Below are 25044 nucleotides of genomic sequence, written 5' to 3'. Positions count from 1 at the left end.
CGCAGCCTCAACTGGCAGCGATGAAGGAGCCGGCCCGTGCTCGATCACGGCGCACCCCCGCGCACCCCACCCGTCGACACCGCACCTCCCGGGTTCGGTACCCGCCTCATGCGACGCAAGCCGGTGGAACGGCTGGTCGCCGAGGGTGGTCAGGGTGAGGGCGGTTCGCTGCGGCGCTCCCTCGGCCTCTGGCAGCTGACCATGATCAGCATCGGTGCCACGCTCGGCACCGGTATCTTCGTGGTCCTCGGCGAGGCCGTGCCGAAGGCGGGGCCCGCCGTCACCCTGTCCTTCGTGATCGCCGGGCTCACCGCCCTCTTCTCGGCCCTCTCGTACGCCGAGTTGGCCGGTACCATCCCGGTCGCCGGGTCCTCGTACTCGTACGCATACGCAACGATGGGTGAGCTGATCGCCTGGGTGTGCGGCTGGTGCCTGGTCCTGGAGTACGGCGTCTCGGTCGCCGCCGTGGCGGTCGGCTGGGGCGAGTACCTCAACGAGCTGCTCGACGGCACGATCGGCGTCACCATCCCGGACGCGCTCTCCGCGCCGCCCGGCGACGGCGGGATCTTCAACCTGCCCGCCCTGATAGTGGTACTGCTCGCCATGGTGTTCCTGCTGGGCGGCGCCAAGGAGTCCGCCCGCGCCAACACGATCATGGTCGCCGTGAAGATCGCGGCCCTGCTGCTCTTCTGCGCCATCGGCATCAAGGGCTTCCAGTCCGGCAACTACGAGCACTTCATGCCGCTCGGCATGGCGGGCGTCAGCGCCGCGGGCGCCACCCTCTTCTTCTCGTACATCGGGTTCGACGCCGCCTCCACCGCCGGCGAGGAGGCGAAGAACGCGCAGCGCGACCTGCCGCGCGCCATCATGCTCTCGCTCGTCATCGTCACCGCGCTGTACGTCCTCGTCGCCGCGGTCGCCGTCGGAGCCAAGCCCTGGAAGCAGTTCACCGACTCGGAGGCCGCGCTCGCCGGGATCATGAAGGACGTCACGGGGCAGTCGTTCTGGGCGACGCTGCTCGCCGCCGGGGCCGTCATCGCCATCGCGTCCGTCGTGCTCACCGTGCTCTACGGCCAGACCCGCATCCTCTTCGCGATGTCCCGCGACGGGCTCGTGCCCAAGGTGTTCTCCAAGGTCCACCCGAAGACGGGCGCGCCGCGCGCCAACACCGTCATCGTGTCCCTGTTCTGCGGCGTCCTCGCGGCCGCCATTCCGCTCGGCCAGCTCGCCGACGCCACCAGCATCGGCACGCTCTTCGCGTTCGCCCTGGTCAACATCGCCGTGATCATGCTGCGCCGCACCCGGCCCGACATGAAGCGCACCTTCCGGGTGCCGCTGTCGCCGGTCCTCCCCCTGATCGGCTTCGCCCTGTGCGTCTGGATGATGGGCAGTCTGTCCGTGATCACCTGGATCGTCTTCGGTGCCTGGATGGTCGTCGGGCTCGTGTTCTACTTCTGCTACGGGATGCGTCGCTCCCGTCTCGCCGCTCCCGCGGCACCCGTGCCCGCACAGAAGTGAAGCGCCTGCCTTGCTGAACGATCTCGACGAACGCATCGTGCACGCCCTCGCGGAGGACGCCCGCCGCTCCTACGCCGACATCGGCCAGCTCGTCGGCCTGTCCGCGCCCGCCGTGAAGCGGCGCGTGGACCGGCTGCGCGCCACCGGCGCCATCACCGGGTTCACCGTGCGGGTCGACCCGGCCGCGCTCGGCTGGGAGACCGAGGGCTTCATCGAGATCTACTGCCGCCGCAACACCTCGCCGGACTCGATTCGCCGAGGTCTGGAGCGTTACCCCGAGGTCGCGTCCGCCTCCACCGTCACCGGTGAGGCGGACGCCCTCGTCCAGGTCTTCGCCTCCGACATGCGGCACTTCGAGCGGGTCCTGGAGCGGATCGCGGGGGAGCCGTTCGTCGAGCGGACCAAATCGGTGCTCGTGCTCTCCCCGCTGATGCGCCGCTTCACCTCCGGATCGCCCGCCTGAGCTGCTGATCCACCGGGTCGTCGCCCCGGGGGAGACGGATCCGTACGGACCGCGACCAAGGACTCACGCGAGCGCGCAACGAATCGCCGTTCCCGGCCCCGCGCACGCAACAGATCGCACGCTGAGACGCAACGGTCCTCTCTTGTCGCGCCGACCGGCGGAAACGTACCGTCATGTCGATCCCTCCCACCCTTTCGTACGACTCCGAGGACAGTCATGCCGTCGTTGCCGCTGCGCACCGCCCTGCTCCAGAGCTCGGGCCGTCCCGGCGTCGTCGCCGAGAACCTCGCGGCGCTCGACGTGGCCGCGGGCCGCGCCGCCGCGGCCGGCGCCCGGCTGCTCGTCGCGCCGGAGATGTTCCTCACCGGGTACGCGATCGGTGCCGACCTGCGCCGCCTCGCCGAACCCGCGGACGGCCCCTCGTCCGACGCCGTCGCCCGGATCGCCGCCCGGCACGACCTGGCCGTGGCCTACGGCTGGCCGGAACGCGACGGCGCCGACGTCTTCAACGCGGCCCAGCTGATCGGCCCCGACGGCAGCCGCCTCGCCGCCTACCGCAAGACCCACCTCTTCGGCGACTTCGAGCGGGCGCACTTCAGCGCCGGGCAACAGGCCGTCGTACAGGCCGAGTTCGACGGCGTACGGATCGGGATCATGATCTGCTACGACGTCGAGTTCCCGGAGAACGTCCGCGCCCACGCCCTCGCCGGCACCGACCTCCTCCTCGTGCCGACCGCGCAGATGCACCCCTTCGAGTTCGTCGCCGAGTCCGTCGTGCCGGTGCGCGCCTTCGAGAACCAGATGTACGTCGCCTACGCCAACAGGGTCGGCAGGGAAGGGGAGTTCGACTTCGTCGGGCTGTCCGTGCTCGCCGGACCCGACGGGGTCGCGCGGGCCCGCGCGGGACGCGCCGACGAGCTGGTCACCGGTGACGTCGACCCGGCCCTGCTCGCCGCGTCGCGCACCGCGAACCCGTACCTCACCGACCGCCGCCCGGGGCTCTACACGTCCCTGACGTGACCCAGCCCCCGCCCTTCCCTCCCCTTCCCGCCCTCACCGCCCTGTATCCGCAAGGAGTCCGCACCCCATGACGTCCACGGTGCCCACCGCCGTCCAGCACACCGACGCGCAGCCCCCGATCACCATGTTCGGGCCGGACTTCCCGTACGCGTACGACGACTTCCTCGCCCACCCGGCGGGCCTCGGCCAGATACCCGCGACCGAGCACGGCACCGAGATCGCCGTCATCGGCGGCGGCCTGTCCGGCATCGTCGCCGCGTACGAGCTGATGAAGATGGGTCTCAAGCCCGTCGTCTACGAGGCCGACCGGATCGGCGGCCGGCTGCGCACGGTCGGCTTCGACGGCTGCGACCCGTCGCTCACCGCCGAGATGGGCGCGATGCGCTTCCCGCCGTCCTCGACGGCGCTCCAGCACTACATCGACCTGGTGGACCTGAAGACCAGCCCGTTCCCCAACCCCCTCGCGGAGTCGACGCCTTCGACGGTCGTCGACCTCAAGGGCGAGTCGCACTACGCCGAGACGATCGACGACCTGCCGCAGGTCTACCGCGACGTCGCCGCCGCCTGGAACAAGTGCCTCGACGAGGGCGCCGACTTCTCCGACATGAACCAGGCGATGCGCGAGCGCGACGTGCCGCGCATCCGCGAGATCTGGGGCAAGCTCGTCGAGAAGCTCGACAACCAGACCTTCTACGGGTTCCTGTGCGAGTCCGAGGCGTTCAAGTCGTTCCGGCACCGGGAGATCTTCGGGCAGGTCGGCTTCGGGACCGGTGGCTGGGACACGGACTTCCCGAACTCCATCCTGGAGATCCTGCGCGTCGTCTACACCGAGGCCGACGACCACCACCGCGGCATCGTCGGCGGCTCGCAGCAGCTGCCGCTGCGCCTGTGGGAGCGCGAGCCCGAGAAGATCGTGCACTGGGCGTACGGGACCTCGCTCGCGTCGCTGCACGCGGACGGCACCCCGCGCCCGGCCGTGACCCGGCTCGCCCGCACCGCGGGCAACCGGATCACCGTCACCGACGCCGACGGCGACATCCGCACGTACAAGGCCGCGATCTTCACCGCGCAGTCCTGGATGCTGCTCTCCAAGGTGGCGTGCGACGACGAACTGTTCCCGATCGACCACTGGACGGCGATCGAGCGCACCCACTACATGGAGTCCAGCAAGCTGTTCGTCCCCGTCGACCGGCCGTTCTGGCTGGACAAGGACGAGGAGACGGGCCGTGACGTGATGTCGATGACGCTCACCGACCGGATGACGCGCGGCACCTACCTCCTCGACGACGGCCCCGACAAGCCCGCCGTCATCTGCCTCTCCTACACGTGGTGCGACGACAGCCTGAAGTGGCTGCCGCTGTCGGCCAACGAGCGCCTCGAAGTCATGCTGAAGTCGCTCGGCGAGATCTATCCCAAGGTCGACATCCGCAAGCACATCATCGGCAACCCGGTGACCGTGTCCTGGGAGAACGAGCCCTACTTCATGGGCGCGTTCAAGGCGAACCTGCCCGGCCACTACCGCTACCAGCGCCGCCTGTTCACGCACTTCATGCAGAAGGACCTGCCGGCCGACCGCCGAGGCATCTTCCTCGCCGGTGACGACATCTCGTGGACGGCCGGCTGGGCCGAGGGCGCCGTGCAGACCGCCCTGAACGCGGTGTGGGGCGTCATGCACCACCTGGGTGGGGAGACCGACGCGGCCAACCCCGGCCCGGGTGACGTGTACGACGAGATCGCTCCGGTCGAACTGCCGGAGGACTAGGGCAGGTCGGAGCGGGGTCAGATACCGGCGGCGCGGGCCTTCTCGTAGACCTCCGCCGCCACGGCCTTCAGCTCCTGCGCGTCGCGGACCAGGCCCTGGAGGTCGATGAGGATCTCCTCCAGGCCCACCTCGTCGTGCGCGACCAGGTCCTCGACGATCTGGTCGACGCTGCCCTGGAACGGCCTGCGGTCGTCGCCCGTGTACGGGTCGCGCGTGTACGTCGTGTTCACGCGCAGCACGCTCTGCAACGGTGCCGTGCGACCGCGCTCCTCCGCCAGGGCCTGGAGATCCGCCCACTGCTGCTTGAGCTGCTCGGCGCCCATCGCCGCGGGCATCCAGCCGTCCGCGCGGTCGACCAGACGGCGCGCGGCCTTCGGGCTGTTCGCCGGGAGCAGGATCGGCAGCGGACCGGCCGGCTTGGGGCCGACCTCGGACGGCGCGATGGTCGTCAGCGCGCCCTCGTACGCGACCGGGTCGGGACCCCACACCGCCCGGCACACGTCGATCAGCTCGTCCAGGACCTTGCCGCGCTGCTCGAAGGGGGCCACCGCGGCCGCCGCGTACTCGTCGTGCGACCAGCCGGTGCCGATCCCCGCGACGACGCGGCCGCCGCTCGCCGCGTCCAGCGAGGCCAGGGAGCGGGCGAGCTGGAACGGGACGTGCAGCGGCGCCACCAGGACGCTGGTGCCGAGCCGGGCCCGGGACGTGGCCGACGCGGCGAGGGTGAGCGAGACCAGCGGGTCGGCCACCGATCGGTACTGCTCCGGCCAGGGCAGTCCCGGAATCCCGTACAGGCCCTGGGTGGCGGGGTCCGGGAACAGGATCCGCTCGAACACCCACAGGCTCTCGTACCCGGTGGCCTCCGCGGCGCGTGCCACGTCGGGGATGTCGCGGCCGATGTCGTACTGCTTCATCTGCGGGAGGCTCAGACCGAGTCGGGTCGCCATGCGGTGCTCCTTCGTGATCGGTGTCGTCATCGCGTCGGCGTCGTCCGCGCTGGCCGCTGGCCGCGCACACGCGCATCAGGCGCCGCAGGCTTCAACGTACAGAGATCACACGGGAGTTCCGGGTGCCACGGGGTCGATTTCAGTCAGGGAGCGGGGTGAGCAGCATGCGGCTCACCAGGCCCACGGAGGCGTCGAGGCGGTGACTGAACTCGGCTGCCAGGGACGGCAGTTCACGCAGCGCCCACAGCGCCTGGGCCGCCGCCCACGCGCCGTCGCGGGCACGCTCCAGGGTCCAGGCGCCGAGCAGATGGGTCAGCGGATCGGCGACCTGGAGGAGGTCGGGACCCGGCATCAGCTCCTCGCGGATGCGCTCCTCCAGCGTGACGAGGAGATCGCCCACGCGCTCGAACTCGTCCTCCAGGGCGCTCGGTTCGCAGCCGAGCGTACGACAGGAGTCCACCACCGCCAGCGCGAGATCGTGGCCGATGTGCGCATTGATGCCCGCGAGCGCGAACTGCAACGGGCGTACGCCGGGATGGCGCCGGAACTGGAACAGCGGACGCCAGCACGCCGGCCCGCGCACGCCGTGGGACGCCGCGTCGACGGCCGCGAGGTAGCGCTCCGCGAAGCGGACGTCCAGCGTGGCCGCCGCCGTCCGGTCCCCGAAGCCGCCCGCCCGACCGGTGCCGATGGCCCGGTCGAGCGCCTCCGTGACCGAGAGGTAGACGCGGTTGAAGACCGCCACGCCGTCCCTGGGCGGCAGATCCGCGCCGAGTGCCCGCATCCTCGCGATCACCGAGTCGACCTCGTGGACGGCGGGTGCGTGGGGTTGTGTGATCCATTCCAACTGCGCCATGCACGAAGGGTCCCAGTCGTAGGCTGACGCGGGTGTCGGCTGGCCGGGGGCTTCCCCAGAACGAGGGAACGGCGGGCCAGGACGAGGGGGAGAACACGGTGTCAGGGTTACGTGCGCGGCGGCTCGCCGAGCGCCGGGCCGCACGGCGGAGGGCGGCGCGACGCGGCGCGATGGTCGCGGCCGCCTCGGCCGTGGTGGCCGTCGGGGCGGTCACGGGTCTGGTCTCCGCTCTGGACAGCGGCCCGGACGGCGGCGACGAGGCGCGGCCCGTGGTCAGCGAGTCGCCCAGCATGGCCCCGCTGCCGGCTCCCTCGTTCCCCAGTGCCTCCCCGTCCCCGTCCCCGTCGAAGCGCGCGACGAAGCCCGCGGTGAAGAAGTCCGCGCCCGCACGGCCGAGGCCCACGACGAAGGCGCCCGCGGCACCGGCCTCGACCGGCCTCTACCGGCACGGCGACTCGCAGGTCCAGGACTGGGTGCGGGCCAACCGCTCCGACCCGCGGCGCCCGCTGATCGAGTCCCGCATCGCGGACCGGCCCGCCGCCGTCTGGTTCGCCGACTTCACACCCGACACGATCACGTCCCGGGTGCGCGCGGTGACCTCGGGGGCGGCGGGCGCCGGGCAGGTCCCGGCGGTCGTGGCGTACGCGATCCCCGGGCGCGACTGCGGCGGCTACTCGGACGGCGGGGCGCCCGACATCCCCGCCTACGACGCCTGGATCGACAAGTTCGCCGCCGGCCTCGGCTCCCGGGAGGTCATCGTGATCCTGGAGCCCGACGCGCTGTCCCAGACGGAGTGCCTCAGCGGAGGCCAACGGGACGACCGGTACGCGGCGTTGGCGCGCGCGGGCCGAGTCATGAAGGCCGCGAACCCGCGGGCCCGGGTCTACTACGACGCGGGCCACTCCGACTGGAACCCGGCCGGCACCCAGGCGGCGCGGCTGCGGGCGGCCGGCGCCGCGTCGGCCGCGTCCTCCGACGGGATCTTCAGCAACGTCTCGAACTTCAACCGGACCGCGGACGAGATCGCGTACGCCCGCCGGGTGCTCGCCGCGATGGGCGGCCCGAGCGGCCTCGGCGCCGTCATCGACACCAGCCGCAACGGCAACGGCGCCCCGGCGGACGGCGAGTGGTGCGACCCCGACGGCCGCAAGCTGGGGCAGGCGCCGACCCTGCGGACCGGTGAGCCCGGGATCGACGCCTATCTGTGGGTGAAGCTGCCCGGCGAGTCCGACGGCTGCAAGGGGCGGCCGGGGACCTTCACGCCGGACTACGCCTACGAGCTGGCCGACTGACGGCGATCGCGGGTCCCCGCGGCCAAGTGCCGTGACAGCGCGAGGGGTTGACAGTTCAACTGGCCAGAATATGTTGCATGCAATATGAAGTCCGGCCGACCCCTTGGAGGCTCCATGGACTCCCCGCGCATCTGCGATCTCCTCTTGACCGGCGGTCACGTGGTCACCGTCGACGACTCCAGGAACGTGTACGAGCCCGGTGCCGTCGCCGTGACCGGCGGGCGGATCGTCGCGGTGGGACCCGCGGCGGACATCGAGGCCGCCTGGCGGGCTGCCCGGACCGTGGACTGCCGGGGCCGCGCCGTCCTGCCCGGCTTCGTCGACGGCCACAGCCACCTCTTCCAGGCGCTCGCCCGCGGCCTGGGCGAGGGACAGTCGATCTGGCCCTGGCTCTGCGAGTTCATGTGGCCGTACTCCATCGCCGTCGACGCCGAGGACGCGCGCGTCGCGGCCACGCTCGGCGCGGTCGAGGCGCTGCGGGCCGGCATCACGACCGTCGTCGACAACCACTACGCGCCGACCGACGCGGAGACCGTGCTCTCGGTGGCCGACGCCATCGAGGCGACCGGGCTCCGCGGGGTCGTCGCGCGCGGCATGATCGGCCACAGGACCGCGGTCGCCGCCGCGCGCGGCCTGCCCGACGCCCTGTTCCGCTACTCGGTCGCCGACGAGCTCGACCTGACCCGCGACTGCATGCGGGCCCGACCGCCCGGCTCGCCCGTCGAGATCTGGCCCGCGCCGCTCAACCTCAGCTACGTCGACCAGGAACTGGTGCGCGGCGCCGCCGAGTTGGCCCGTACGCACGGCACCAAGTGGCACACCCACTGCAGCGAGGGCGCCAAGGACCCGGCGAGCTATCTCGACGCGTACGGGATCAGGCCCGTCAACTGGCTGGCGGCGGAGGGGCTGCTGGACGAGCGGGCCACCCTCGCCCACGCCGTCTGGCTCGACGACGACGAGGTCAAGGCGGTCGGGGAGCGCGGCGCCGGTGTCTCCCACAATCCGTCCTCCAACGCCTACCTGGCGTCCGGCGTGATGTCGCTGCGCCGGCTCCGCGACGCCGGGGCCGCGGTGGCGCTCGGCACCGACGGGCCGAGCGCCGGGCACCGCCAGGACATGTTCGAGGTGATGAAACAGACCCTGTTCGCCCAGCGCCTCGACACCCTCGACCCGGCGGTGGCGCGCTGCGAGGAGGCCCTGGAACTCGCCACCCGCGAGGGCGGCCGGTACGTCGGCTCCGGCGCCGGAGTGCTCGCGCCCGGCGCCCCCGCCGACCTCGCCGTCGTCGCGCTCGACCGGCCCCACCTGCGGCCGCTGCACCGGGCGGTGGCCGCGCTCGTCTACTCCGCGCGGGGCGGTGACGTCGAGATGACCGTGGTCGGCGGCCGCGTCGTCGTGGAGGAGGGACGCTGCACCCTCGTCGACGAGGAGGCGGTCCTGGCCGAAGCCCAGGAACGGGCCGAACGCCTCGTCCACCGGGCCGGATTCGGCCCGCTCACCATCCCCTGGCGGCGCTGAGACCCGTCGCCCCCGGCCGTCCGTCCGCGGCCCCGGCAAGTGTGCACGAGACAACACCCGCGCGGCGGGTGGAGGGAGAACGCACATGTCCGACAAGGAAGTGAAGGACGGGACCGAGCCGGCCGGCGCGGCCGCACCGCAGGACCCCGTCGAGGCCGTGCCCTCGCTGTGGCGGCTCGTCGTCTACGGATTCCAGCACGTGCTCGCCTTCTACGCGGGCGCGGTCGTCATGCCGCTGCTCGTCGCCGAGGGCATCGGAATGAAGGGCGACGACATCGCCCTGCTCGTCAACGCCTCGCTGCTGACCTGCGGCCTCGCCACGCTGCTCCAGTCGGTCGGGCTGCCCGGTATCGGCATCCGGCTGCCCGTGGTGCAGGGCACGTCGACCACGGCCGTGCCCTCGCTGGTGTCGGTGGGGCTCGCGGCCGGCGGCGCCGAAGCCGGGCTGCCGACGGTGTTCGGCGCGGTCATCGCGGCCGGGCTCGCGCTGTTCGTGGTCGCGCCCGTCTTCAGCAAGCTGGTGCGCTTCTTCCCGCCGCTGGTCACCGGCACCATCGTGACCGTCGTCGGCATCACCCTGCTCGCGGTCGCCGCACGTCAGGTGGGCGGCGGGGATCCGAGCCAGGGCTCGTTCGGCTCGCCCGCGCACCTGGGGCTCGCCGCCGTCACGCTCGTCGTCATCCTGCTGCTGCACAAGCTGTCCCGGGGCTTCGCCGCCACCGTCGCGGTGCTGGTCGGGCTGGTGGTGGGGACGGTCGTGGCGGCCGTCGCCGGGTTCACCGACTTCTCGCGGATCGGGTCCGCGTCCTGGCTGGGGACGGCCGCGCCGCTGCACTACGGCGCCCCGCGGTTCGACGTCATCGCCGTGCTGTCCATCGTCCTCGTGATGGTGATCATCGCGGTCGAGTCCATCGGGCAGTTCTTCGCGGTCGGCGAGATCGTGGGGCGCGAGGTGCAAGGGCGGCACGTGACGCGCGCGCTGCGTGCCGACGGGCTCGCCACGGCGCTCGCCGGCGTCTTCAACTCCTTCCCCAGCACGGTGTACTCGCAGAACATCGGGCTGATCCGGCTGACCCGCGTCAAATCCCGGTGGATCGTCGCCGCGTCCGGCGTGATCATGATGGTGCTCGGGCTGATGCCGAAGGTCGGGGCGGTCGTGGCGGCGATGCCGTCCTCCGTGCTCGGCGGCGCGACCATCGTCCTCTTCTCCACCATCGCGGTCGTCGGCGTCCAGATCCTCGTCCAGGCCGACCTCACCGACCAGCGCAACACCATCCTCGTCGCCGCGAGCATGGGCGTCGGCTTCCTGCCCACCGCCTTCCCGCAGTTCGCCGAGCAGATGCCGGGCCGCCAGCTGCACGCCCTGTTCGAGAGCGGGATCATCCTCGGCACGATCACGGCGGTGCTGCTCAACCTGTTCTTCCACCACCTGCGGATCCCGCGGCTGCGGCGCCGGGAGGATCGCGCGAAGTCCGTCACGTCCATTGACCCGCCCGAACATTACATGCAACATGTAAGTCCAACGGGCAAGCAGTGAGGGGGAGTTGACGATGAACGCAGAGCGAGCGGTCAACCCGGTCGCGGCCGGCAGCCTCCTGGCGGACCGGGCGTACGAGGAACTTAAGAGCGCCGTCCTCGCCAACCGGCTGCGGCCCGGCGACGCCTTGTCCGTGCCCGCCCTCGCGGCCCAGATGAACATCAGCCGCAGCCCCGTACGGGAGGCGGTGCAGCGCCTCATCCACGACGGCCTCGCCACGCACGTCCCGCACAAGGGCGCCGTGGTCGCCACCGTCGACGTGGAGGACGTACGCCAGCTGTACGTCGTCCGCGAGGTGATGGAGGGACTGGCCGCGCGCCTGGCCACCGAGCGCCTCGACGCCTCCCGGGTCGCCGAACTGCACGACCTCCTGGAGCGCCACGAGCGCGAGGTCGGCACCGGCGTGGACGAGCGCACCCACATCGAGATGGACATGGCCTACCACCGCACCATCCGTGAAGTGGCGGGCAACGCCCACCTGACGGCCGCCCTCGACACCATCCAGGGCAAGGCCCACCTCGCGCTGCACCAGCTGTGGCGCGGCCAGGAGGCACCGCGGCTCGCCGTCGCCGAGCACCGGCGGATCTTCGAGGCGATGACGTCCGGCGACCCGGACGCCGCCGACCTCGCGGCCCGCGACCACATCCGCAAGCTGCGCATCCGCCTCTCCCAGGCGGTCGCCCCCGGCCCCTCGTCCGGCCCGGGGCACGTCCGACCCGTCGACTGACCGCACAGCGCGACCGCACCACGCACCCGCTCCACTCCCGTTCGGCACCAGGTTTGTCGCAGAAGGGACGTGAACGACCGTGAGCACCGCCACCGGAGCCGCCACGCGTGACGGCGTCGGCGCCAGCACCCCGCGCCCCGACGGCCGCCTGAAGGTCAGGGGGGACTTCGCGTACTCCTCCGACCTGCGGGCCGAGGGCATGGTGTGGGGCGCGACCCTGCGCTCGCCGCACCCCAGCGCCCGCATCGTCGGGATCGACACGACGGCGGCGCTGCGGCTGCCCGGGGTCGTGGCGGTGCTCACCCACGAGGACGTGCCGGGACAGGCGACGTACGGCATGAAGGTCGCCGACCAGCCCGTCCTCGCCGCCGACCGCGTCCGTTACCAGGGCGAACCGGTGGCCCTCGTCGCCGCCGACCACCCCGAGACGGCCCGCCGCGCCCTCGCCCTGATCGACGTCACGTACGAGGAGCTGCCGGCGCTCACCGACCCCGAGGACGCCGTGCGGGGAGTGGGCCCCCTGGTCCACGAGACCCGCGTCGACGGCAGGCCGGGCAACGTGGTCCGCCATGTCCGCATCCGCCACGGCGACCTGGACGCCGCCCGCCGCGAGGCCGACGTCGTCGTCAGCGGCACGTACGAGGTCGGCATGCAGGACCAGGCGTTCCTCGGGCCCGAGTCCGGACTCGCGATCCCCGCCGAGGACGGCGGCGTCGACGTCTACGTCTCCACGCAGTGGCTCCACGACGACCAGCACCAGATGTGCGCGGCGCTCGGCCTGCCCCCGGACAAGGTGCGGCTCACGCTCTCCGGCGTGGGCGGCGCGTTCGGCGGCCGCGAGGACGTCTCCGTGCAGATCCACGCGGCGATGCTCGCCCTGCACACCGGCCGCCCCGTCAAGATGAGCTACCACCGCGAGGAGTCCTTCTACGGGCACGTGCACCGCCATCCCGCCCGCATGTGGTTCGAGCACGGCGCCACCCGCGAGGGACGGATCGTCTTCGTGAAGGCGCGGCTCCTGTTCGACGGCGGCGCCTACACCTCCACCTCCCAGGTCGTCATCGCCAACGGCTCGTACTTCGCGGCCGGCGCCTACGACGTGCCGCACGCCGAGATCGACGGCTTCTCCGTCTTCACCAACAACCCGCCCTGCGGGGCGATGCGCGGCTTCGGCGCTGTGCAGTCCTGCTACGGCGTCGAGTCCAACCTCGACAAGCTCGCCCGTGAACTCGGCATGGACCCGGTCGAGTTGCGGGTGCGCAACGCCATGACGACCGGGACGGTCCTGCCGACGGGGCAGGCCGTCGACGGGCCCGCCCCCGCCGCCGAACTCCTCGAACGACTCCGCGCCCGGCCGCTGCCTCCCGCCGGGGACGGCCCCTTCGGCACCCCCGGCGGCCTCAACAACACCAGCCACGGCGAGGGCGTCCGGCGCGGCGTCGGCTACGCGATCGGCGTCAAGGCCATCGGCTTCTCCGGCGGCGTCGACGACCGCTCCGTGGCCCGCGTCCGGCTCACCCTGAACGGCGGCGAGCCCGTCGCCGAGGTGCACACCGCCGCCGCCGAGTGCGGCCAGGGCATCGTCACCGTGCAGGCCCAGATCGTCCGCACCGAACTCGGCGTCGAGCGCGTCGTCGTCCTGCCCGCCGACACCCAGGTCGGCGACGCGGGCTCGTCCTCCGCGTCCCGCATCACCTGGATGAGCGGGGGAGCGGTCCAGGGCGCCTGCAAGGCGCTGCGCGAGCGCATCACCGTACTGGGGGAGGGGTCACTGACCGAACTCCTCGCCGTGCACGGCCCGCTGGAGGAGGAGTACGAGTACGCGCACCGCCGCACCCACCCCGTCGACGCCGAACGCGGCCAGGGAGACGCCCACATCGCGTTCGCGTTCGCCGCGCACCGTGCCGTCGTCGACGTGGACACCGAACTCGGCCTCGTCAAAGTCGTCGAGCTGGCCACCGCGCAGGACGTCGGCAAGGCGATGAACCCCCTCGCCGTCGAGGGCCAGATCGAGGGCGGCAGCGCCCAGGGGCTCGGCCTCGCCGTGATGGAGGAGCTGCGCGTCGAGAACGGGCGGGTGCGCAACCCGTCCTTCACCGACTACCTCATCCCCACCATCGCCGACATGCCGCACGTCCCCATCGACCTGCTGGAACTTCCGCACCCCGACTCCCCGTACGGCCTCAACGGCGTCGGCGAGCCGCCCACCCTGTCCTCCACGCCGGCCATCGCCAACGCGCTGCGCGCCGCGACCGGCCTGGAGCTGCCCAAGGTGCCGGTGCGCCCCGAGGACATCACCCACAGCGAGAGGAGGTGAGGCGGGCCCTGCCCTGGGTCCCCAAACGGTCCACCACGGAACACGGTTGGCACCAGCTGGGAAGGAAACAGCACCTTGATCATCGACACCCATATGCACCCGACGAACATCGTCGACCAGGCGTGGCGGCACGACGGCTCCCCGTTCACCGGTGAGCGCACGCTGGAGATGATGAACGGCCCCTACATGATCAACGGAAAGCCCCGCCGCATCGACTACGGCTGCATCATGCCGCCGCCCGGCAACTCCGTCTGGCAGGACGGGATGCGCACCGGACGCGAGGGCATCCGCGACTACATGTCGTACATCACCGAACTGGTCCAGGCGTACCCCGACCGGTTCATCGGGAACTTCATGTACAACCCGCGCTTCGGGCCCGAGAACGGGGCGAAGGAGCTGGAGTTCCACGTCAAGGAGTACGGCTACAAGATGGTCAAGCTGCATGCCAACATGCACGCGTACCGTCCCGACCGTGCCCTGGACTGGCTGCGGCCCGTGCTGCGGGTCTGCGACGAACTGGGTGTCGTCGTCCTCATCCACACCGGCGACGGTCCGTACTCGATCCCGACCCAGTTCTATCCGATCATCCGCGAGTTCAAGGACGTCAACTTCATCCTCGCGCACTTCGGGGTGCAGACCGGCGGCGTCTACTGCTTCGAGGCGCTCTACATGATCCTCGACTCGCCGAACGTGTACGGGGAGTCCGGCTGGCTGCTCCAGTCGCGCATCGTCGAGTTCGCGCAGCAGATGGAGAAGCACCAGCTCGTCTTCGGCACCGACTCGCCGCCCAACGAACCGGGCATGTGGGCGCGCGAGCTGGAGGTGCTGTGCGGCCCGCCGCCGCAGGGCATGCACCTGTCCGAGGAACACCTGGAGGGCTACCTCGGCAACAACATGGCCAAGCTCCTCGGCCTCAAGCCGACACCGCCGCCGCGCGACCAGGAGGAGGCGCAGCTGCGGCTGACGGACACGTACGCGTCCCTGGACACGGTCGCGCGTACCTGACGCCCGGTCGCGGGTGGCCGGTCCGGGGGACCGGCCACCCGCACCCCCGCCCGTGCCCGTCACCCTCTCGTGGAGCCCTCATGCAGCGCATCGGACACCTCCTGCCCGCCACCTCGCTCGGCGCCGACCGCTGGGTCGCCCAGATCTGCGCGCCGGTCCAGGTCGAGATCGCCCACCCCACCGCCCGCGCCACCCTCCCCGAGATCCAGTACGGGCCCGGCCTCGCGCCCTCCCACTCCGTCGAACTGGAGCGCGCCGCCGACCAGTTGGCGCAGGCCGGCGCCGACGCCATCGTGTGGCACGGCACCTCCGCGGGGCTCGACGGCGCCGCCCACGCCCGCGCCGTGTCCCGCGTCATCGAGCGGACGGCCGGCGTGCGCGCCTCCACCGTGACCCTCGGCCAGCTCGACCTCCTCGCCCGGTCCGGCACCCACTCCGTCGCCCTGGTCACGGCGGGCACCGAGCGCAGCGCGGGACGCCTCGCCGACACGTTCCTCGCGGCGGGCCTGCGCCTGGCCTCGGTCACCGCGCTCGGCCTGGGCACCCCGCGCGAGGCGGCCGAGCTGCCCGTGGCCCGGGTCCGCCGCATCCTCCTCGACGCCGACTCGGCGGACGCCCAGTGCCTCGTCGTCGCCGGTACGGAACTGCCGGTGGCGCCCGTCGCGGCCATGGTGGAGCGGGAGCTCGGCAAACCCGTGCACGACGGGGCGCGGGTCGCCGTCCGCACCGGGCTCGACCTGCTCGGCACCGCGGTCGAATCGCCGTCCTGGGGTGGGCTGTTCACGGGCGGGGTGCACGCGGGGGTGTGCTGTGACAGTCACTGAGACGGCCGTGCGCGAGGGTCAGGACCTGCACGCTTTCCTCGCCGCGTACACCGCGGCGCACCCCGACGACGTCCTGACCGTCGACGAGGAGATCGCGGGGGAGGACGTCGCCGCGCTCGTCGCCGAACTCGCCGCGCGCGGCCGTGACGAGCTCCTGGTCTGCCCCTGGGTGAAGGGTCTGGACGGCACCACCCTCGTCACCAACGTCTTCGCCTCGCGGCGCCGCGTCGCCCGGCTCCTCGGCACGGACCCGGCCGGACTGCACCGCGCCTACCAACGGGCGGCGGCCCGCCGCGTGGAGCCGCGCCTCGTCCCCACCGGCCCCGTCCTCGACACGGTCGCCGAGGGCGAGGCCGTCGACCTCACCGCCCTGCCGCTCCTGAAGCACTTCGACTCCGACCGCGGCCCGTACCTGACCAGCGGCGTCATCACCGCGGAGGCCCCGGCCGGCGTGCCGGGACGGGCCGGCAACCTCAGCTACCACCGCGCCCTCGTCCACCGCCGCACCGAACTCGCCACGAGCCTGCACTCCCGGGGCCACCTGTGGCAGCTGCTGCGTCTCGCCGAGGAACGCGGCGAGGTCCTGCCGGTCGCGATGGTCGTCGGCGCGCACCCGCTCTTCCAGCTCGCCGCGTCCGCCCGTGTCGCCCCCGACGTCGACGAACGCACCCTGGCGGGCGGCCTGTCGGGCGCCCCCCTCGACGTCGTACGGACCCCGCGGCACGGCATCCGTGTCCCCGCGAGCGCCGAACTCGTCGTCGAAGGCGTCATCGACCCGGCGCGGACCGCGCCCGAAGGCCCCTTCGGCGAGTTCTCCGGCTACTCCTCCGACCGCTCCACGAACAACGTCCTCACGGTGCACAGCGTGCTGCGCCGCCGCGACGCGGTCCTGTTCGACGTGGTCGGAGGCAACAGCGCCGACCATCTCAACCTCGCGCGCATCCCGCGCGAGTCGGAGATGGCCGAACAGCTCATGGCCCGCTTCCCGGAGGTCACGGCCCTGCACTACCCGACCTCGGGCACGCACTTCCACGCGTACGTCGCCCTGCGGCAGGCCCGGCCGGGTCAGGCCCGCCAGATCCTCCTCGCGCTGCTGGGCTGGGACCCGTATCTGAAGACGGTCGTCGCGGTCGACGACGACGTGGACGTGACCCGCGACGAGGACGTGCTGTGGGCGCTGGCGACCCATCTCCAGCCGCACGCCGACGTGTTCACGGTCGACGGCCTGCCCGGCAGCCCCCTCGACCCGTCCTCCACCCCCGACGGCACGACGTCCCGGATGGGTCTCGACGCGACCCGCGGGCCGCACTTCGACGCCGTACGCATCCGCACCGACCCGGCCCGCACCGCGCGGGCCCGCGCCCTCCTCGACCGACGTGGCGCGCCGTGCGGCTGATCGTCGGCATCACGGGGGCGACCGGCGCGGTCTACGGGATCCGGCTCCTGGAGGTACTGCGCGAGACGGCTCCCGGCGTCGAACGGCATCTCGTCCTGAGCCGCTGGGCCCGCACCACGATCGAGCTGGAGACGGGCCGCCGCGTCGAGGACGTCGTCAAGCTCGCCGACGTGACGTACCGGCCGGGGGACCAGGCGGCCGCGGTCTCCTCGGGTTCGTTCCGCACCGACGGCATGGTGATCGCGCCGTGCAGCATGAAGACCCTCGCGGGAATCCGGGCCGGCTACGCCGACGGGCTCGTCGGCCGGGCCGCCGACGTCACCCTCAAGGAACGCCGCCCGCTCGTCCTCGTCCCGCGCGAGAGCCCGCTGCAAGAAATCCACCTGGAGAACATGCTGGCCCTGTCCCGCATGGGCGTCCGCATCGTGCCGCCCATGCCGGCCTTCTACCAGCGCCCCCGCACGGTCGAGGACCTGGTCGACCACACGGTCGCACGGATCCTCGACCAGCTGTCCCTGCCGGGACCCGCGGTGGAGCGGTGGGCCGGCGGCTAGAAGGGCGGGCTCAGCCCTTGTCCGCGGACTCCTTGTCGTACGTGGACGTACCGGAGTCGAGCAGCGGCTCCTGCGACTTGAGGTGCGCGGGGGCCATCGCGCGCAGCGCGTGGTAGCCGGTGATGACGACGATCGTGCCGAGGGCGATGCCGCTCAGCGAGAAGTTGTCGGTGAACTTCAGCGAGACGTTGCCGACGCCGATGATGATGCCCGCGGCGGCGGGGACCAGGTTCAGCGGGTTGCGCAGGTCGACCTTGGCGTTGATCCAGATCTGCGCGCCGAGCAGGCCGATCATGCCGTACAGGATGACGGTGATGCCGCCGAGGACGCCGCCCGGGATCGCGGCCACGATCGCGCCGAACTTCGGGCACAGACCGAACAGGAGGGCGAAACCGGCCGCGGCCCAGTAGGCCGCCGTCGAGTAGACGCGGGTCGCGGCCATGACGCCGATGTTCTCGGAGTACGTGGTGTTCGGCGGGCCGCCGACCGCGGTGGAGAGCATCGACGCGGCGCCGTCCGCGGAGATCGCGGTGCCCAGCTTGTCGTCCAGGTTGTCGCCGGTCATCTCCCCGACCGCCTTGACGTGTCCGGCGTTCTCCGCGATCAGCGCGATGACGACAGGCAGCGCCACGAGGATCGCCGACCACTCGAAGGACGGCGCGTGGAAGGAGGGCAGGCCGATCCAGTCCGCCTTGCCGACCGCGGAGAGGTCCAGACGCCAGTGGTCGACCGCCTCCGTGCCGCCGTTCGCCGAGTGGATCTTGCCGAAGACCTGGTCGAAGACCCAGGAGATGCCGTAGCCGAAGAGCAGGCCGAGGAAGATCGCGATCCGGGACCAGAAACCGCGCAGGCACACCACGGCCAAACCGGTGAACAGCATGACGAGCAGCGCCGTCCACTGGTCGGTCGGCCAGTAGGTGGAGGCCGTGACCGGCGCCAGGTTGAAGCCGATCAGCATGACGACCGCGCCGGTCACGATCGGCGGCATCGCGGCGTGGATGATCCGCGCGCCGAACTTCTGCACCGCGAGACCGACGAGGAACAGCACGACGCCGACGACGAAGACCGCGCCGGTGACCGTGGCGCTCGTCCCGCCCGAGGCCCGGATCACGGCGGCGACGCCCACGAAGGAGAGCGAACAGCCCAGGTAGCTGGGGACCCGGCCGCGCGTGGCGATCAGGAAGATGACCGTCGCGACACCGGACATCATGATCGCGAGGTTCGGGTCGAGCCCCATCAGGACCGGGGCGACGAACGAGGCGCCGAACATGGCGACCACGTGCTGGGCGCCGAGCCCGATGGTGCGCGGCCACGAAAGCCGCTCGTCGGGGCGGACGACTGCGCCGGGGGCCGGGGTGCGCCCGTCGCCGTGCAGTTTCCAGCGCACGCCGAGGTCCATGAGAGTTCTGCTTTCTGTGGTGCCTTCGTGGCTCAAAAAGATCGCTTCATGTTAATGCGGCGTAAGGGTCTGACCGCCGCCCGGCGCCGGCGACCTCGACGGCATACGGGTGCCGAGGCCGCCGGAGCGCGAGCGGGTTCAGGACTTCGCGGCGGGATCCGCCGCGCTCACGGCAGTGACCTGCGTCGTCGTGCGGCCACCGCCGCGCAGGACGCCCGCGAACACGGCGAGCCCGCAGGCGAGCACGGTGACCAGGACGAACGAGACCGTCAGGTTCGTCGCCTGCGCCACACCGCCGATCAGGCCGGGCGCGATCAGACCCGAGGTGTACGTGATGGTCGCGACGCCCGCGATGGCCTGGCTCGGGTTCGGGCCGCTGTGACCCGCCGCCGCGAAGCACAGCGGGACGACGACCGCGATACCGAGGCCGAGGAGCGCGAATCCCGCCATGGCCACGACCGGGTTCGGTGAGCTGACGACCAGCAGCCCGCCGGCGACGGCGAGGCCGCCGCCCGTGCGGACCGTGCGGACCGCGCCGAACCGGTTGACCACGGCGTCGCCCACCAGCCGGGCCACCGCCATGGTGAGCATGAACCCGGTCGTGCACGCGGCCGCCAGGCCGGCCGAGGTGTCCAGCCGGTCGCGCAGGTAGACGGCCGACCAGTCCAGGCTCGCGCCCTCGGCGAACACCGCGCAGAAGCCGACCGCGCCGATCAGCAGCGCGGACTTGGGCGGCAGGGCGAACCGCGGCGGCGGCTCCTCGTCCTCCGTGGGCTGGAGGTCGAGCACCCACCGGCAGGCCGTCACGCCGAGGACGGTGAGCACCGCCGCCGCCAGGGCGAAGTGCAGCCGCGCGTCCGAGCCGAGGTGGGCGGCGAGCGTGCCGCCCGCCGAGCCGACCAGGGCGCCCACGCTCCACATGCCGTGCAGACCGGAGATGATCGATTTGTCGAGAAGTCGCTCGACTTCGACGCCCAGCGCGTTCATCGCGACGTCGGCCATGCCCGCGGTCGCGCCGTAGACGAACATCGCCAGACACAGCAGGGCGAAGTTCGTCGCGAGGGACGGCAGCACCAGGGCCAGCGTCCACAGCGCGATCAGCCCGCGCAGCGCCGTACGGCTGCCGAAGCGATGGCTGATCCGGCCGGCCAGCGGCATCGAGCAGGAGGCGCCGAACGCGGTGAAGGCGAGGGCGATCCCCAGGTGGCCCGCGCTCAGGTGGGCGTGGTCCTGGATCCAGGGGACGCGCGTCGCGAACGAGCCGGCGACAGCGCCGTGCACGGCGAAGACGGCGGCCACGGCGTACCGGGCCCGCTTCAACTCCCCTGGCGCGTAGGTGACTTCACTCATCCGACGGGTCCCCTCCCGAATACGTGTGCTGGCGCCGATGTAAACTATCAGGAACCCTGCCTGATAGTTACCCCGATTCCGCGTAGGATCCCGCCATGCCCGCATCGCCGAGGACCGCCCGCGCCATCAACGACCGGCTCGCGCTCCGCCACCTCCAGGAGGAAGGGCCGCTCACCGCAGGGCAGTTGAAGGAACTGACCGGCCTGTCCCGGCCCAGCGTCGCCGACCTCGTCGAGCGCCTCAGCGCGTCCGGCCTGATCGAGGTCGTCGGGGAGACGGGCGCCCAGCGGCGCGGCCCGAACGCGCGGCTCTACGGGATCGTCGCCGACCGAGCCCACCTCGCCGCGCTCGACGTGCGTACCGGGGGCGTCCGGCTCGTCGTCGCCGACCTGCTCGGCACCGTGCTCGCCGAGGCGTCCGCGCCCGTCGCGCCGGGGAGAGCACGGGCGACGCCGTCGAGCGCGCCGTCGCCCTCGTCCAACGTACGGCGAAGGAGGCGGGCGCCGAGCGGCTGCACACGGTCGGCGTCGGGGCGCCCGGCCTGATCGACCCGGCCACGGGCGAACTGCGTGACTCCTCTGGGCTCCCCGAATGGCACCGCCTCCTGAACACGGCGCTCCAGGAGCGGTTGCCCGCGCGGGTGCTGGTCGAGAACGAGACGAACCTGGCCGCCCTCGCCGAACAGCGCGACGGCGCCACCCGCGACCGCGACACATTCGTCCTGCTCTGGCTCGGGATCGGCATCGGCGCGGCCGTGGTCCTCGACGGCACGCTGCGCCGGGGCGCCTCCGGCGGCACGGGCGAGGTCGGCTTCCTGCCCGTGCCCGGGACGCGGCAGCTGCCGTCCGCGACCGGGTGCGACGGCGGGTTCCACTCGCTCGCCGGTTCCGCGGCGATCCTCGAACTGGCCGCCGCCCACGGGCTCGTGGAGCCGGGGAGCCGGTGGAGCGGGCGGCGGACGTGGTGAAGGAGGCCGTGCGCGGCGGGGCGGACGGGTTCCTCGACGCGCTCGCCGACCGGGTCGTGCTCGGGGCCGCCGCGGTGGTCGCGGTGCTCGACCCGGGGTGCGTCGTGCTCGCGGGCGAGGTCGGCCGGGCGGGCGGCGACGCCCTGGCCCGACGGGTCGCGGAGCGGCTGACCGTGATGTCACCGCTCCCGACCGAGGTCAGGGCCGGGGAACTCGGTGGCGGGGCGGTACTGCGCGGAGCCCTCCTGATGGCCCGCGAGTCCGCCCAACGGGACGTCTTCGCGCCGCCTACGACGTGATCGGCCCTCTCTCGGAGCCGCGAGTCCTTGGGAGCCGCGAGCCCGCCCTCTCGCAGCGGCGAGTCCTTGGGAGCCGCGAGCCCGCCCTCTCGCAGCGGCGAGTCCTTGGGAGCCGCGGGCCCGCCCTCTCGCAGCCGCGAGTCCTTGAGAGCCGCGAGCCCGCCCTCTCGCAGCGGCGAGCCCCGCCCCTCTAACCCGCCCGCCGCCCCGCCAGGTACTCCTCGAACGTGCCCTTCCCCACCGCACGCTCCGGCGCGAGATGGCCGCCCGCGCGGAACGCTCGCATCGTCTTTCCGGGCAGCGGCTCTCCGGCCACCGCGCGCCGCTTCCCCGTCGCCTTCAGATACGTACGGGCCAGATCTGTGAACGTCCGCACCTCGGGCCCGCCCATGTCGGCCACCCGCCCGGCCGGTGGCGCGACGGCCAACTCGGCCAGCCGGTCGGCGACTTCGGCGACCTCGATCGGCTGGTCGCCGACGCCGGCGGGGAGCAGCATCACCGGCAGCTTGGCCGAGGCGCCCGGGATCCGGCCGACTCCAGCGGGCCGAGCGCGCCGTCCGCCGTGAGCACGGGTGCGGGCAGCCGGGCGCCCACGTGCTCGACGGCTCCCGGCTCGGTCGCGCCGAACCGCAGATACGCGTCCTGCACCGCGTCCTGCGCCTCCTCGGCGGAGCCGAGCATGCGGTAGGCGAGACCGAACATCCGCGGGCGGTGCCGCTCGAACTCGGCGGCGCGGTCGGGGGTCTGCGCGGTCGTCACGCCCTCAGCCTGCCAGAACGGGGGGGCGAGGTCAGCAGGCCCCCTGGTCCTGCCACACCCCCCACTCGCCGGTCGTCCCGGGCTCCTCGCCCTTCGTCCACCACTTCGCCTTCCAGGTGTGACCGCCGTGCGAGACGACGGTGCCGCCGCCGTACTCGGCGGTCGCGCTCCAGGCCCCGGCGGCGCAGGTGCCCCCGCTGGGGGAAGGGGACGGGGACGGAGAGGTCGGGGAAGGGGACGGCGATGTCGAGGAAGTCGGGGACGGGGACGGCGTCCCGGTGGCCGTGCCCGGCTGCACGACCGTCGTGCCCCGTGCCAGATCACCGGCGAGCGCGTACGTCTTCCCGCCGAACGTCACCGTCCAGTTGGAGGGCGTCGACACCGGCAGGTAGTAGACGAAGTCGACGGTCACGGACGCCCCCGGCGCGAGCGACTGCCAGCTCGGCAGCTTCAGCGAGACCCGGTGGTAGTCACCCTTCAGCCCGCCCACGTTGCTGCCGCTGTGGTCGCTGCGCACGATCGTCGTCCCGAACCCGGACTGGTCCTTGGCGTTGCCCGGCGCCGACGTGCCGTAGTCGAACCGGAACTCCGTGCCGCCCGGCAGCGTCGCCGTCGTGTTGTTGGTGATCTTCACCTTGGGCGAGATCGGGTAGTTGGAGTCGCCGAGCGGGAACTCGCCGAAGCTCACGTCGACATCGAGCGCCTCGCTCGGCAGGTCGATCGTGGACCGCTTCGCGCCGTACGGGGTCGTCGACCTGAAGGCGTCGTAGAGCGTGCTCGTCAGCGTGGAACCGGGCTCGTACTGGCCCTTCGTCGCGTTCCACCCGTAGTCACCGGCCAGCTCCCAGATCATCGCGCCGCCGATGCCCTTGTCCGCGACGTAGGAGGCCTTGGCCGCCACCGACTGCTCGTCCTCGGTCGACAGGAAGACCTTCTTCTCGGAGTTCCACAGCCAGGGCGCGACGAGCGTGGAGTCGTAGTTCCGCCGGTACGTGCCCGTCAGTTTCGTGTCGGAGGGGAATCCGTACCTCGTCACGTAGTCCCCGACGATCCCCTTCTCCAGGTTCTTCGCGTGCCACATCGGATTGGAACCGGCGGGTGCTTCCTTGCCGTTGGTGTCGAGGTCGTGCCAGAGATTGTCGATCCCGACGGCACCGTCACCGCATTTCGTCAGGCCCGTGCCCGCCGGACAATCGGTCGACGCGGCCCTGCCCCACAGCCCGTTCGTCCCGCCCTGCACGTTCTTGAATCCGCGGGTGTAGTAGGGGAGTCCGATGTTGATGCGGCCCGCCGGCATCGAACCGCGGAAATAGTGGTACGCCCAGTCGGTGTTGAGATAGCCGATTCCGCCGTACTGCGACGTGGAATAGACGCTCGCGGCGGTGAGCTCGGCGTCCTTACCGTCGTCGTAGAGCGAGGCGTTCGGGCCGACGTACTCGTTCCACGCGCCGTGCAGGTCGTACGACATGATGTTGACGTAGTCCAGGTACTTCTGGACCTGGAACGTCTCCATACCGCGCAGCAGGTACCCGGACGACGGAGCCGCCACCGACAGCAGGTAGTGCCGGCCGTCGGCCGCGCCCGCCCGGTCGAGCTTCTCGCGCAGCGACTTCATCAGCGCCGCGTAGCCCTTGACCAGTCCGGCCCGCCGGGCGTTCGACAGCGTCCAGTCGAGCGGATTGCCCGCGTCCTTCATCGTGGTCGGGTACTCGTAGTCGATGTCCACGCCGTTGAACCCGTACTTCTTGACGAACGCGACCGCCGAATCCGCGAACGTGTCGATACCCGCCTGGTTGACGCTGCCGTCCGCGTTCGTCGCCATCGCGTAGAAGCCGCCCGAGTCGACACGCTTGCCGGAGTCGTCGAAATACCCGCCCGTCTCGGCCCAACCGCCCACCGAAATCATGGTCTTCACGTTCGGGTGCTGCTTCTTGAATTTGTTGAGGAGATTGAAATGACCCTTGTACGGGAGGCCCGGGTCCATCTCCGCACCCGCGACACCCGGCCAGGTCATCCCCGTCGCGGCGTTCTTCTCGGAGTCCGTGCCGACCGAGATCCTGTGCGCCGCGTCGACGTGCGCGAAGGCGTAGTTGAGGTGGGTGACCTTGTCCCACGGGATGTCGGAGGCGAGGTACGCGGGCGTCCCGTCCTTGCCGGTGCGCCAGCCCGTGAAGTAGCCGATGACACGCCGCTGGTGGTCGGCGCCCATCTTCTCGCGGCCTTCGGTGTCGTAGACCGAGCAGTAGGGGACCGAGACGCCGGGCGTCTCGTACAGGCCGTCGGGGCGACAGGACTCCTGGTCCGCCGCCTGCGACGAGGTCGCGGGCAGCGAGGCGAGCAGCAGTCCGGCGACGGCGGCCGCCCCTGCGAACAGGGCCGGTCTGGGGGGTCTGGGGAACGGCACGGCGGTTCCTCCCAAGGCGGGATCGGTGGGTTGCGAGGAACTTAAAAGGACTAGACCAACGCGTCAATAGGTCTGTACCAATCTCAACTACCTGGCCCGCCTGCCGAGTTGGCGCCGTATTCCCGACAGC

General features: G+C 71.9%; 19 protein-coding genes and 2 pseudogenes. 14 read left to right on the top strand and 7 right to left on the bottom strand.

Features of this window, described 5'->3' with window-relative positions; all coding sequences use genetic code 11:
- Positions 1-36: 36 nt before the first annotated feature.
- The 4 genes from V2W30_RS06440 (at position 37) to V2W30_RS06425 (ending at position 4763) form a co-directional block, all read left to right on the top strand.
- Complete coding sequence (locus V2W30_RS06440; RefSeq protein ID WP_425244496.1) at positions 37-1518, top strand: amino acid permease; 1482 nt, start codon at positions 37-39, stop codon at positions 1516-1518.
- A gap of 10 nt (positions 1519-1528) precedes the next feature.
- Positions 1529-1981 (top strand): Lrp/AsnC family transcriptional regulator, encoded by a 453-nt coding sequence (locus V2W30_RS06435; protein ID WP_338694364.1) that lies wholly within the window; start codon positions 1529-1531, stop codon positions 1979-1981.
- Between the two features lie 216 nt (positions 1982-2197).
- Positions 2198-3001 carry a carbon-nitrogen hydrolase family protein gene (locus V2W30_RS06430; RefSeq protein WP_338694362.1) on the top strand — a complete coding sequence of 268 codons (804 nt, stop codon included), beginning with the start codon at positions 2198-2200 and terminating at the stop codon, positions 2999-3001.
- A 67-nt stretch (positions 3002-3068) separates the two neighbouring features.
- The gene (locus V2W30_RS06425) at positions 3069-4763 is read left to right on the top strand and encodes an NAD(P)/FAD-dependent oxidoreductase (protein ID WP_338694361.1); all 1695 of its coding nucleotides are present in this window, start codon (positions 3069-3071) and stop codon (positions 4761-4763) included.
- A gap of 17 nt (positions 4764-4780) precedes the next feature.
- Here the strand turns inward: V2W30_RS06425 and V2W30_RS06420 are convergent, their stop codons facing one another.
- A complete protein-coding gene (locus tag V2W30_RS06420) occupies positions 4781-5710 on the bottom strand; it encodes an LLM class F420-dependent oxidoreductase (RefSeq protein ID WP_338694360.1) in 930 nt (309 codons plus the stop codon).
- 139 nt (positions 5711-5849) lie between these two features.
- Positions 5850-6566: a DUF5995 family protein gene (locus tag V2W30_RS06415; protein WP_338694359.1), complete on the bottom strand. Its 717-nt coding sequence runs from the start codon at positions 6564-6566 to the stop codon at positions 5850-5852.
- 170 nt (positions 6567-6736) lie between these two features.
- Here V2W30_RS06415 and V2W30_RS06410 point away from each other — a divergent pair, with 170 nt between their 5' ends.
- The 9 genes from V2W30_RS06410 to V2W30_RS06370 all read left to right on the top strand — a co-directional run bounded on the left by V2W30_RS06410 (position 6737) and on the right by V2W30_RS06370 (position 17736).
- On the top strand, positions 6737-7858 hold the full coding sequence (locus V2W30_RS06410) for a glycoside hydrolase family 6 protein (RefSeq protein ID WP_338703505.1): 1122 nt from the start codon (positions 6737-6739) through the stop codon (positions 7856-7858).
- Positions 7859-7972: 114 nt separating this feature from the next.
- The gene (locus tag V2W30_RS06405; protein ID WP_338694358.1) at positions 7973-9376 is read left to right on the top strand and encodes an amidohydrolase family protein; all 1404 of its coding nucleotides are present in this window, start codon (positions 7973-7975) and stop codon (positions 9374-9376) included.
- A gap of 85 nt (positions 9377-9461) precedes the next feature.
- Positions 9462-10913 (top strand): nucleobase:cation symporter-2 family protein, encoded by a 1452-nt coding sequence (locus tag V2W30_RS06400; RefSeq protein ID WP_338694356.1) that lies wholly within the window; start codon positions 9462-9464, stop codon positions 10911-10913.
- A gap of 13 nt (positions 10914-10926) precedes the next feature.
- Positions 10927-11640, top strand: coding sequence for a GntR family transcriptional regulator (locus tag V2W30_RS06395; RefSeq protein WP_338694354.1), 714 nt, complete (start codon positions 10927-10929; stop codon positions 11638-11640).
- 79 nt (positions 11641-11719) lie between these two features.
- Positions 11720-13957: a molybdopterin cofactor-binding domain-containing protein gene (locus tag V2W30_RS06390; RefSeq protein WP_338694352.1), complete on the top strand. Its 2238-nt coding sequence runs from the start codon at positions 11720-11722 to the stop codon at positions 13955-13957.
- Between the two features lie 75 nt (positions 13958-14032).
- Positions 14033-14962: an amidohydrolase family protein gene (locus V2W30_RS06385; RefSeq protein WP_338694351.1), complete on the top strand. Its 930-nt coding sequence runs from the start codon at positions 14033-14035 to the stop codon at positions 14960-14962.
- Between the two features lie 80 nt (positions 14963-15042).
- Positions 15043-15786, top strand: coding sequence for a hypothetical protein (locus V2W30_RS06380; protein WP_338694350.1), 744 nt, complete (start codon positions 15043-15045; stop codon positions 15784-15786).
- Entirely contained in the window at positions 15773-17182 is a 1410-nt protein-coding gene (locus tag V2W30_RS06375; protein ID WP_338694349.1) for a UbiD family decarboxylase, read from the top strand. Before V2W30_RS06380 ends, V2W30_RS06375 begins: the two co-directional genes overlap by 14 nt.
- Positions 17173-17736 carry a UbiX family flavin prenyltransferase gene (locus V2W30_RS06370; protein ID WP_338694347.1) on the top strand — a complete coding sequence of 188 codons (564 nt, stop codon included), beginning with the start codon at positions 17173-17175 and terminating at the stop codon, positions 17734-17736. Before V2W30_RS06375 ends, V2W30_RS06370 begins: the two co-directional genes overlap by 10 nt.
- A 10-nt stretch (positions 17737-17746) precedes the next feature.
- Here the strand turns inward: V2W30_RS06370 and V2W30_RS06365 are convergent, their stop codons facing one another.
- Both V2W30_RS06365 and V2W30_RS06360 read right to left on the bottom strand, forming a co-directional pair.
- Positions 17747-19135, bottom strand: a complete 1389-nt coding sequence (locus V2W30_RS06365; protein WP_338694345.1) for a uracil-xanthine permease family protein — start codon at positions 19133-19135, stop codon at positions 17747-17749.
- A gap of 138 nt (positions 19136-19273) precedes the next feature.
- Positions 19274-20485, bottom strand: coding sequence for an MFS transporter (locus V2W30_RS06360; RefSeq protein WP_338694343.1), 1212 nt, complete (start codon positions 20483-20485; stop codon positions 19274-19276).
- 95 nt (positions 20486-20580) lie between these two features.
- Here V2W30_RS06360 and V2W30_RS06355 point away from each other — a divergent pair.
- A pseudogene (locus V2W30_RS06355) lies at positions 20581-21751 on the top strand (ROK family transcriptional regulator).
- A 190-nt stretch (positions 21752-21941) separates the two neighbouring features.
- Here V2W30_RS06355 and V2W30_RS06350 read toward each other — a convergent pair.
- The 3 genes and pseudogenes from V2W30_RS06350 to V2W30_RS06340 form a co-directional block, all read right to left on the bottom strand.
- A pseudogene (locus tag V2W30_RS06350) lies at positions 21942-22262 on the bottom strand (nucleoside-diphosphate sugar epimerase); the annotation flags it as partial.
- A complete protein-coding gene (locus tag V2W30_RS06345; protein ID WP_425244666.1) occupies positions 22247-22432 on the bottom strand; it encodes a hypothetical protein in 186 nt (61 codons plus the stop codon). The pseudogene V2W30_RS06350 and the gene V2W30_RS06345, both read right to left, overlap by 16 nt.
- 109 nt (positions 22433-22541) lie before the next feature.
- Positions 22542-24914 carry a chitinase C-terminal domain-containing protein gene (locus V2W30_RS06340; protein WP_338694339.1) on the bottom strand — a complete coding sequence of 791 codons (2373 nt, stop codon included), beginning with the start codon at positions 24912-24914 and terminating at the stop codon, positions 22542-22544.
- Positions 24915-25044: the final 130 nt, after the last annotated feature.

The sequence above is a fragment of the Streptomyces sp. Q6 genome (assembly GCF_036967205.1).
In the GTDB taxonomy this organism is placed as follows: domain Bacteria; phylum Actinomycetota; class Actinomycetes; order Streptomycetales; family Streptomycetaceae; genus Streptomyces; species Streptomyces citrinus.
Note: the sequence above shows the minus strand (reverse complement) of the source record. Positions and strands in the feature narration are given on the sequence as shown.

Excerpts from the sequence above, each read along its gene's own strand:
- V2W30_RS06430 (WP_338694362.1), top strand. The coding sequence starts at position 2,198 with ATGCCGTCGTTGCCGCTGCGCACCGCCCTGCTCCAGAGCTCGGGCCGT.
- V2W30_RS06425 (WP_338694361.1), top strand. The coding sequence starts at position 3,069 with ATGACGTCCACGGTGCCCACCGCCGTCCAGCACACCGACGCGCAGCCC.
- V2W30_RS06420 (WP_338694360.1), bottom strand. The coding sequence starts at position 5,710 with ATGGCGACCCGACTCGGTCTGAGCCTCCCGCAGATGAAGCAGTACGAC.
- V2W30_RS06415 (WP_338694359.1), bottom strand. The coding sequence starts at position 6,566 with ATGGCGCAGTTGGAATGGATCACACAACCCCACGCACCCGCCGTCCAC.
- V2W30_RS06410 (WP_338703505.1), top strand. The coding sequence starts at position 6,737 with ATGGTCGCGGCCGCCTCGGCCGTGGTGGCCGTCGGGGCGGTCACGGGT.
- V2W30_RS06405 (WP_338694358.1), top strand. The coding sequence starts at position 7,973 with ATGGACTCCCCGCGCATCTGCGATCTCCTCTTGACCGGCGGTCACGTG.
- V2W30_RS06400 (WP_338694356.1), top strand. The coding sequence starts at position 9,462 with ATGTCCGACAAGGAAGTGAAGGACGGGACCGAGCCGGCCGGCGCGGCC.
- V2W30_RS06395 (WP_338694354.1), top strand. The coding sequence starts at position 10,927 with ATGAACGCAGAGCGAGCGGTCAACCCGGTCGCGGCCGGCAGCCTCCTG.
- V2W30_RS06380 (WP_338694350.1), top strand. The coding sequence starts at position 15,043 with ATGCAGCGCATCGGACACCTCCTGCCCGCCACCTCGCTCGGCGCCGAC.
- V2W30_RS06365 (WP_338694345.1), bottom strand. The coding sequence starts at position 19,135 with ATGGACCTCGGCGTGCGCTGGAAACTGCACGGCGACGGGCGCACCCCG.
- V2W30_RS06360 (WP_338694343.1), bottom strand. The coding sequence starts at position 20,485 with ATGAGTGAAGTCACCTACGCGCCAGGGGAGTTGAAGCGGGCCCGGTAC.
- V2W30_RS06345 (WP_425244666.1), bottom strand. The coding sequence starts at position 22,432 with ATGCTCGGCTCCGCCGAGGAGGCGCAGGACGCGGTGCAGGACGCGTAT.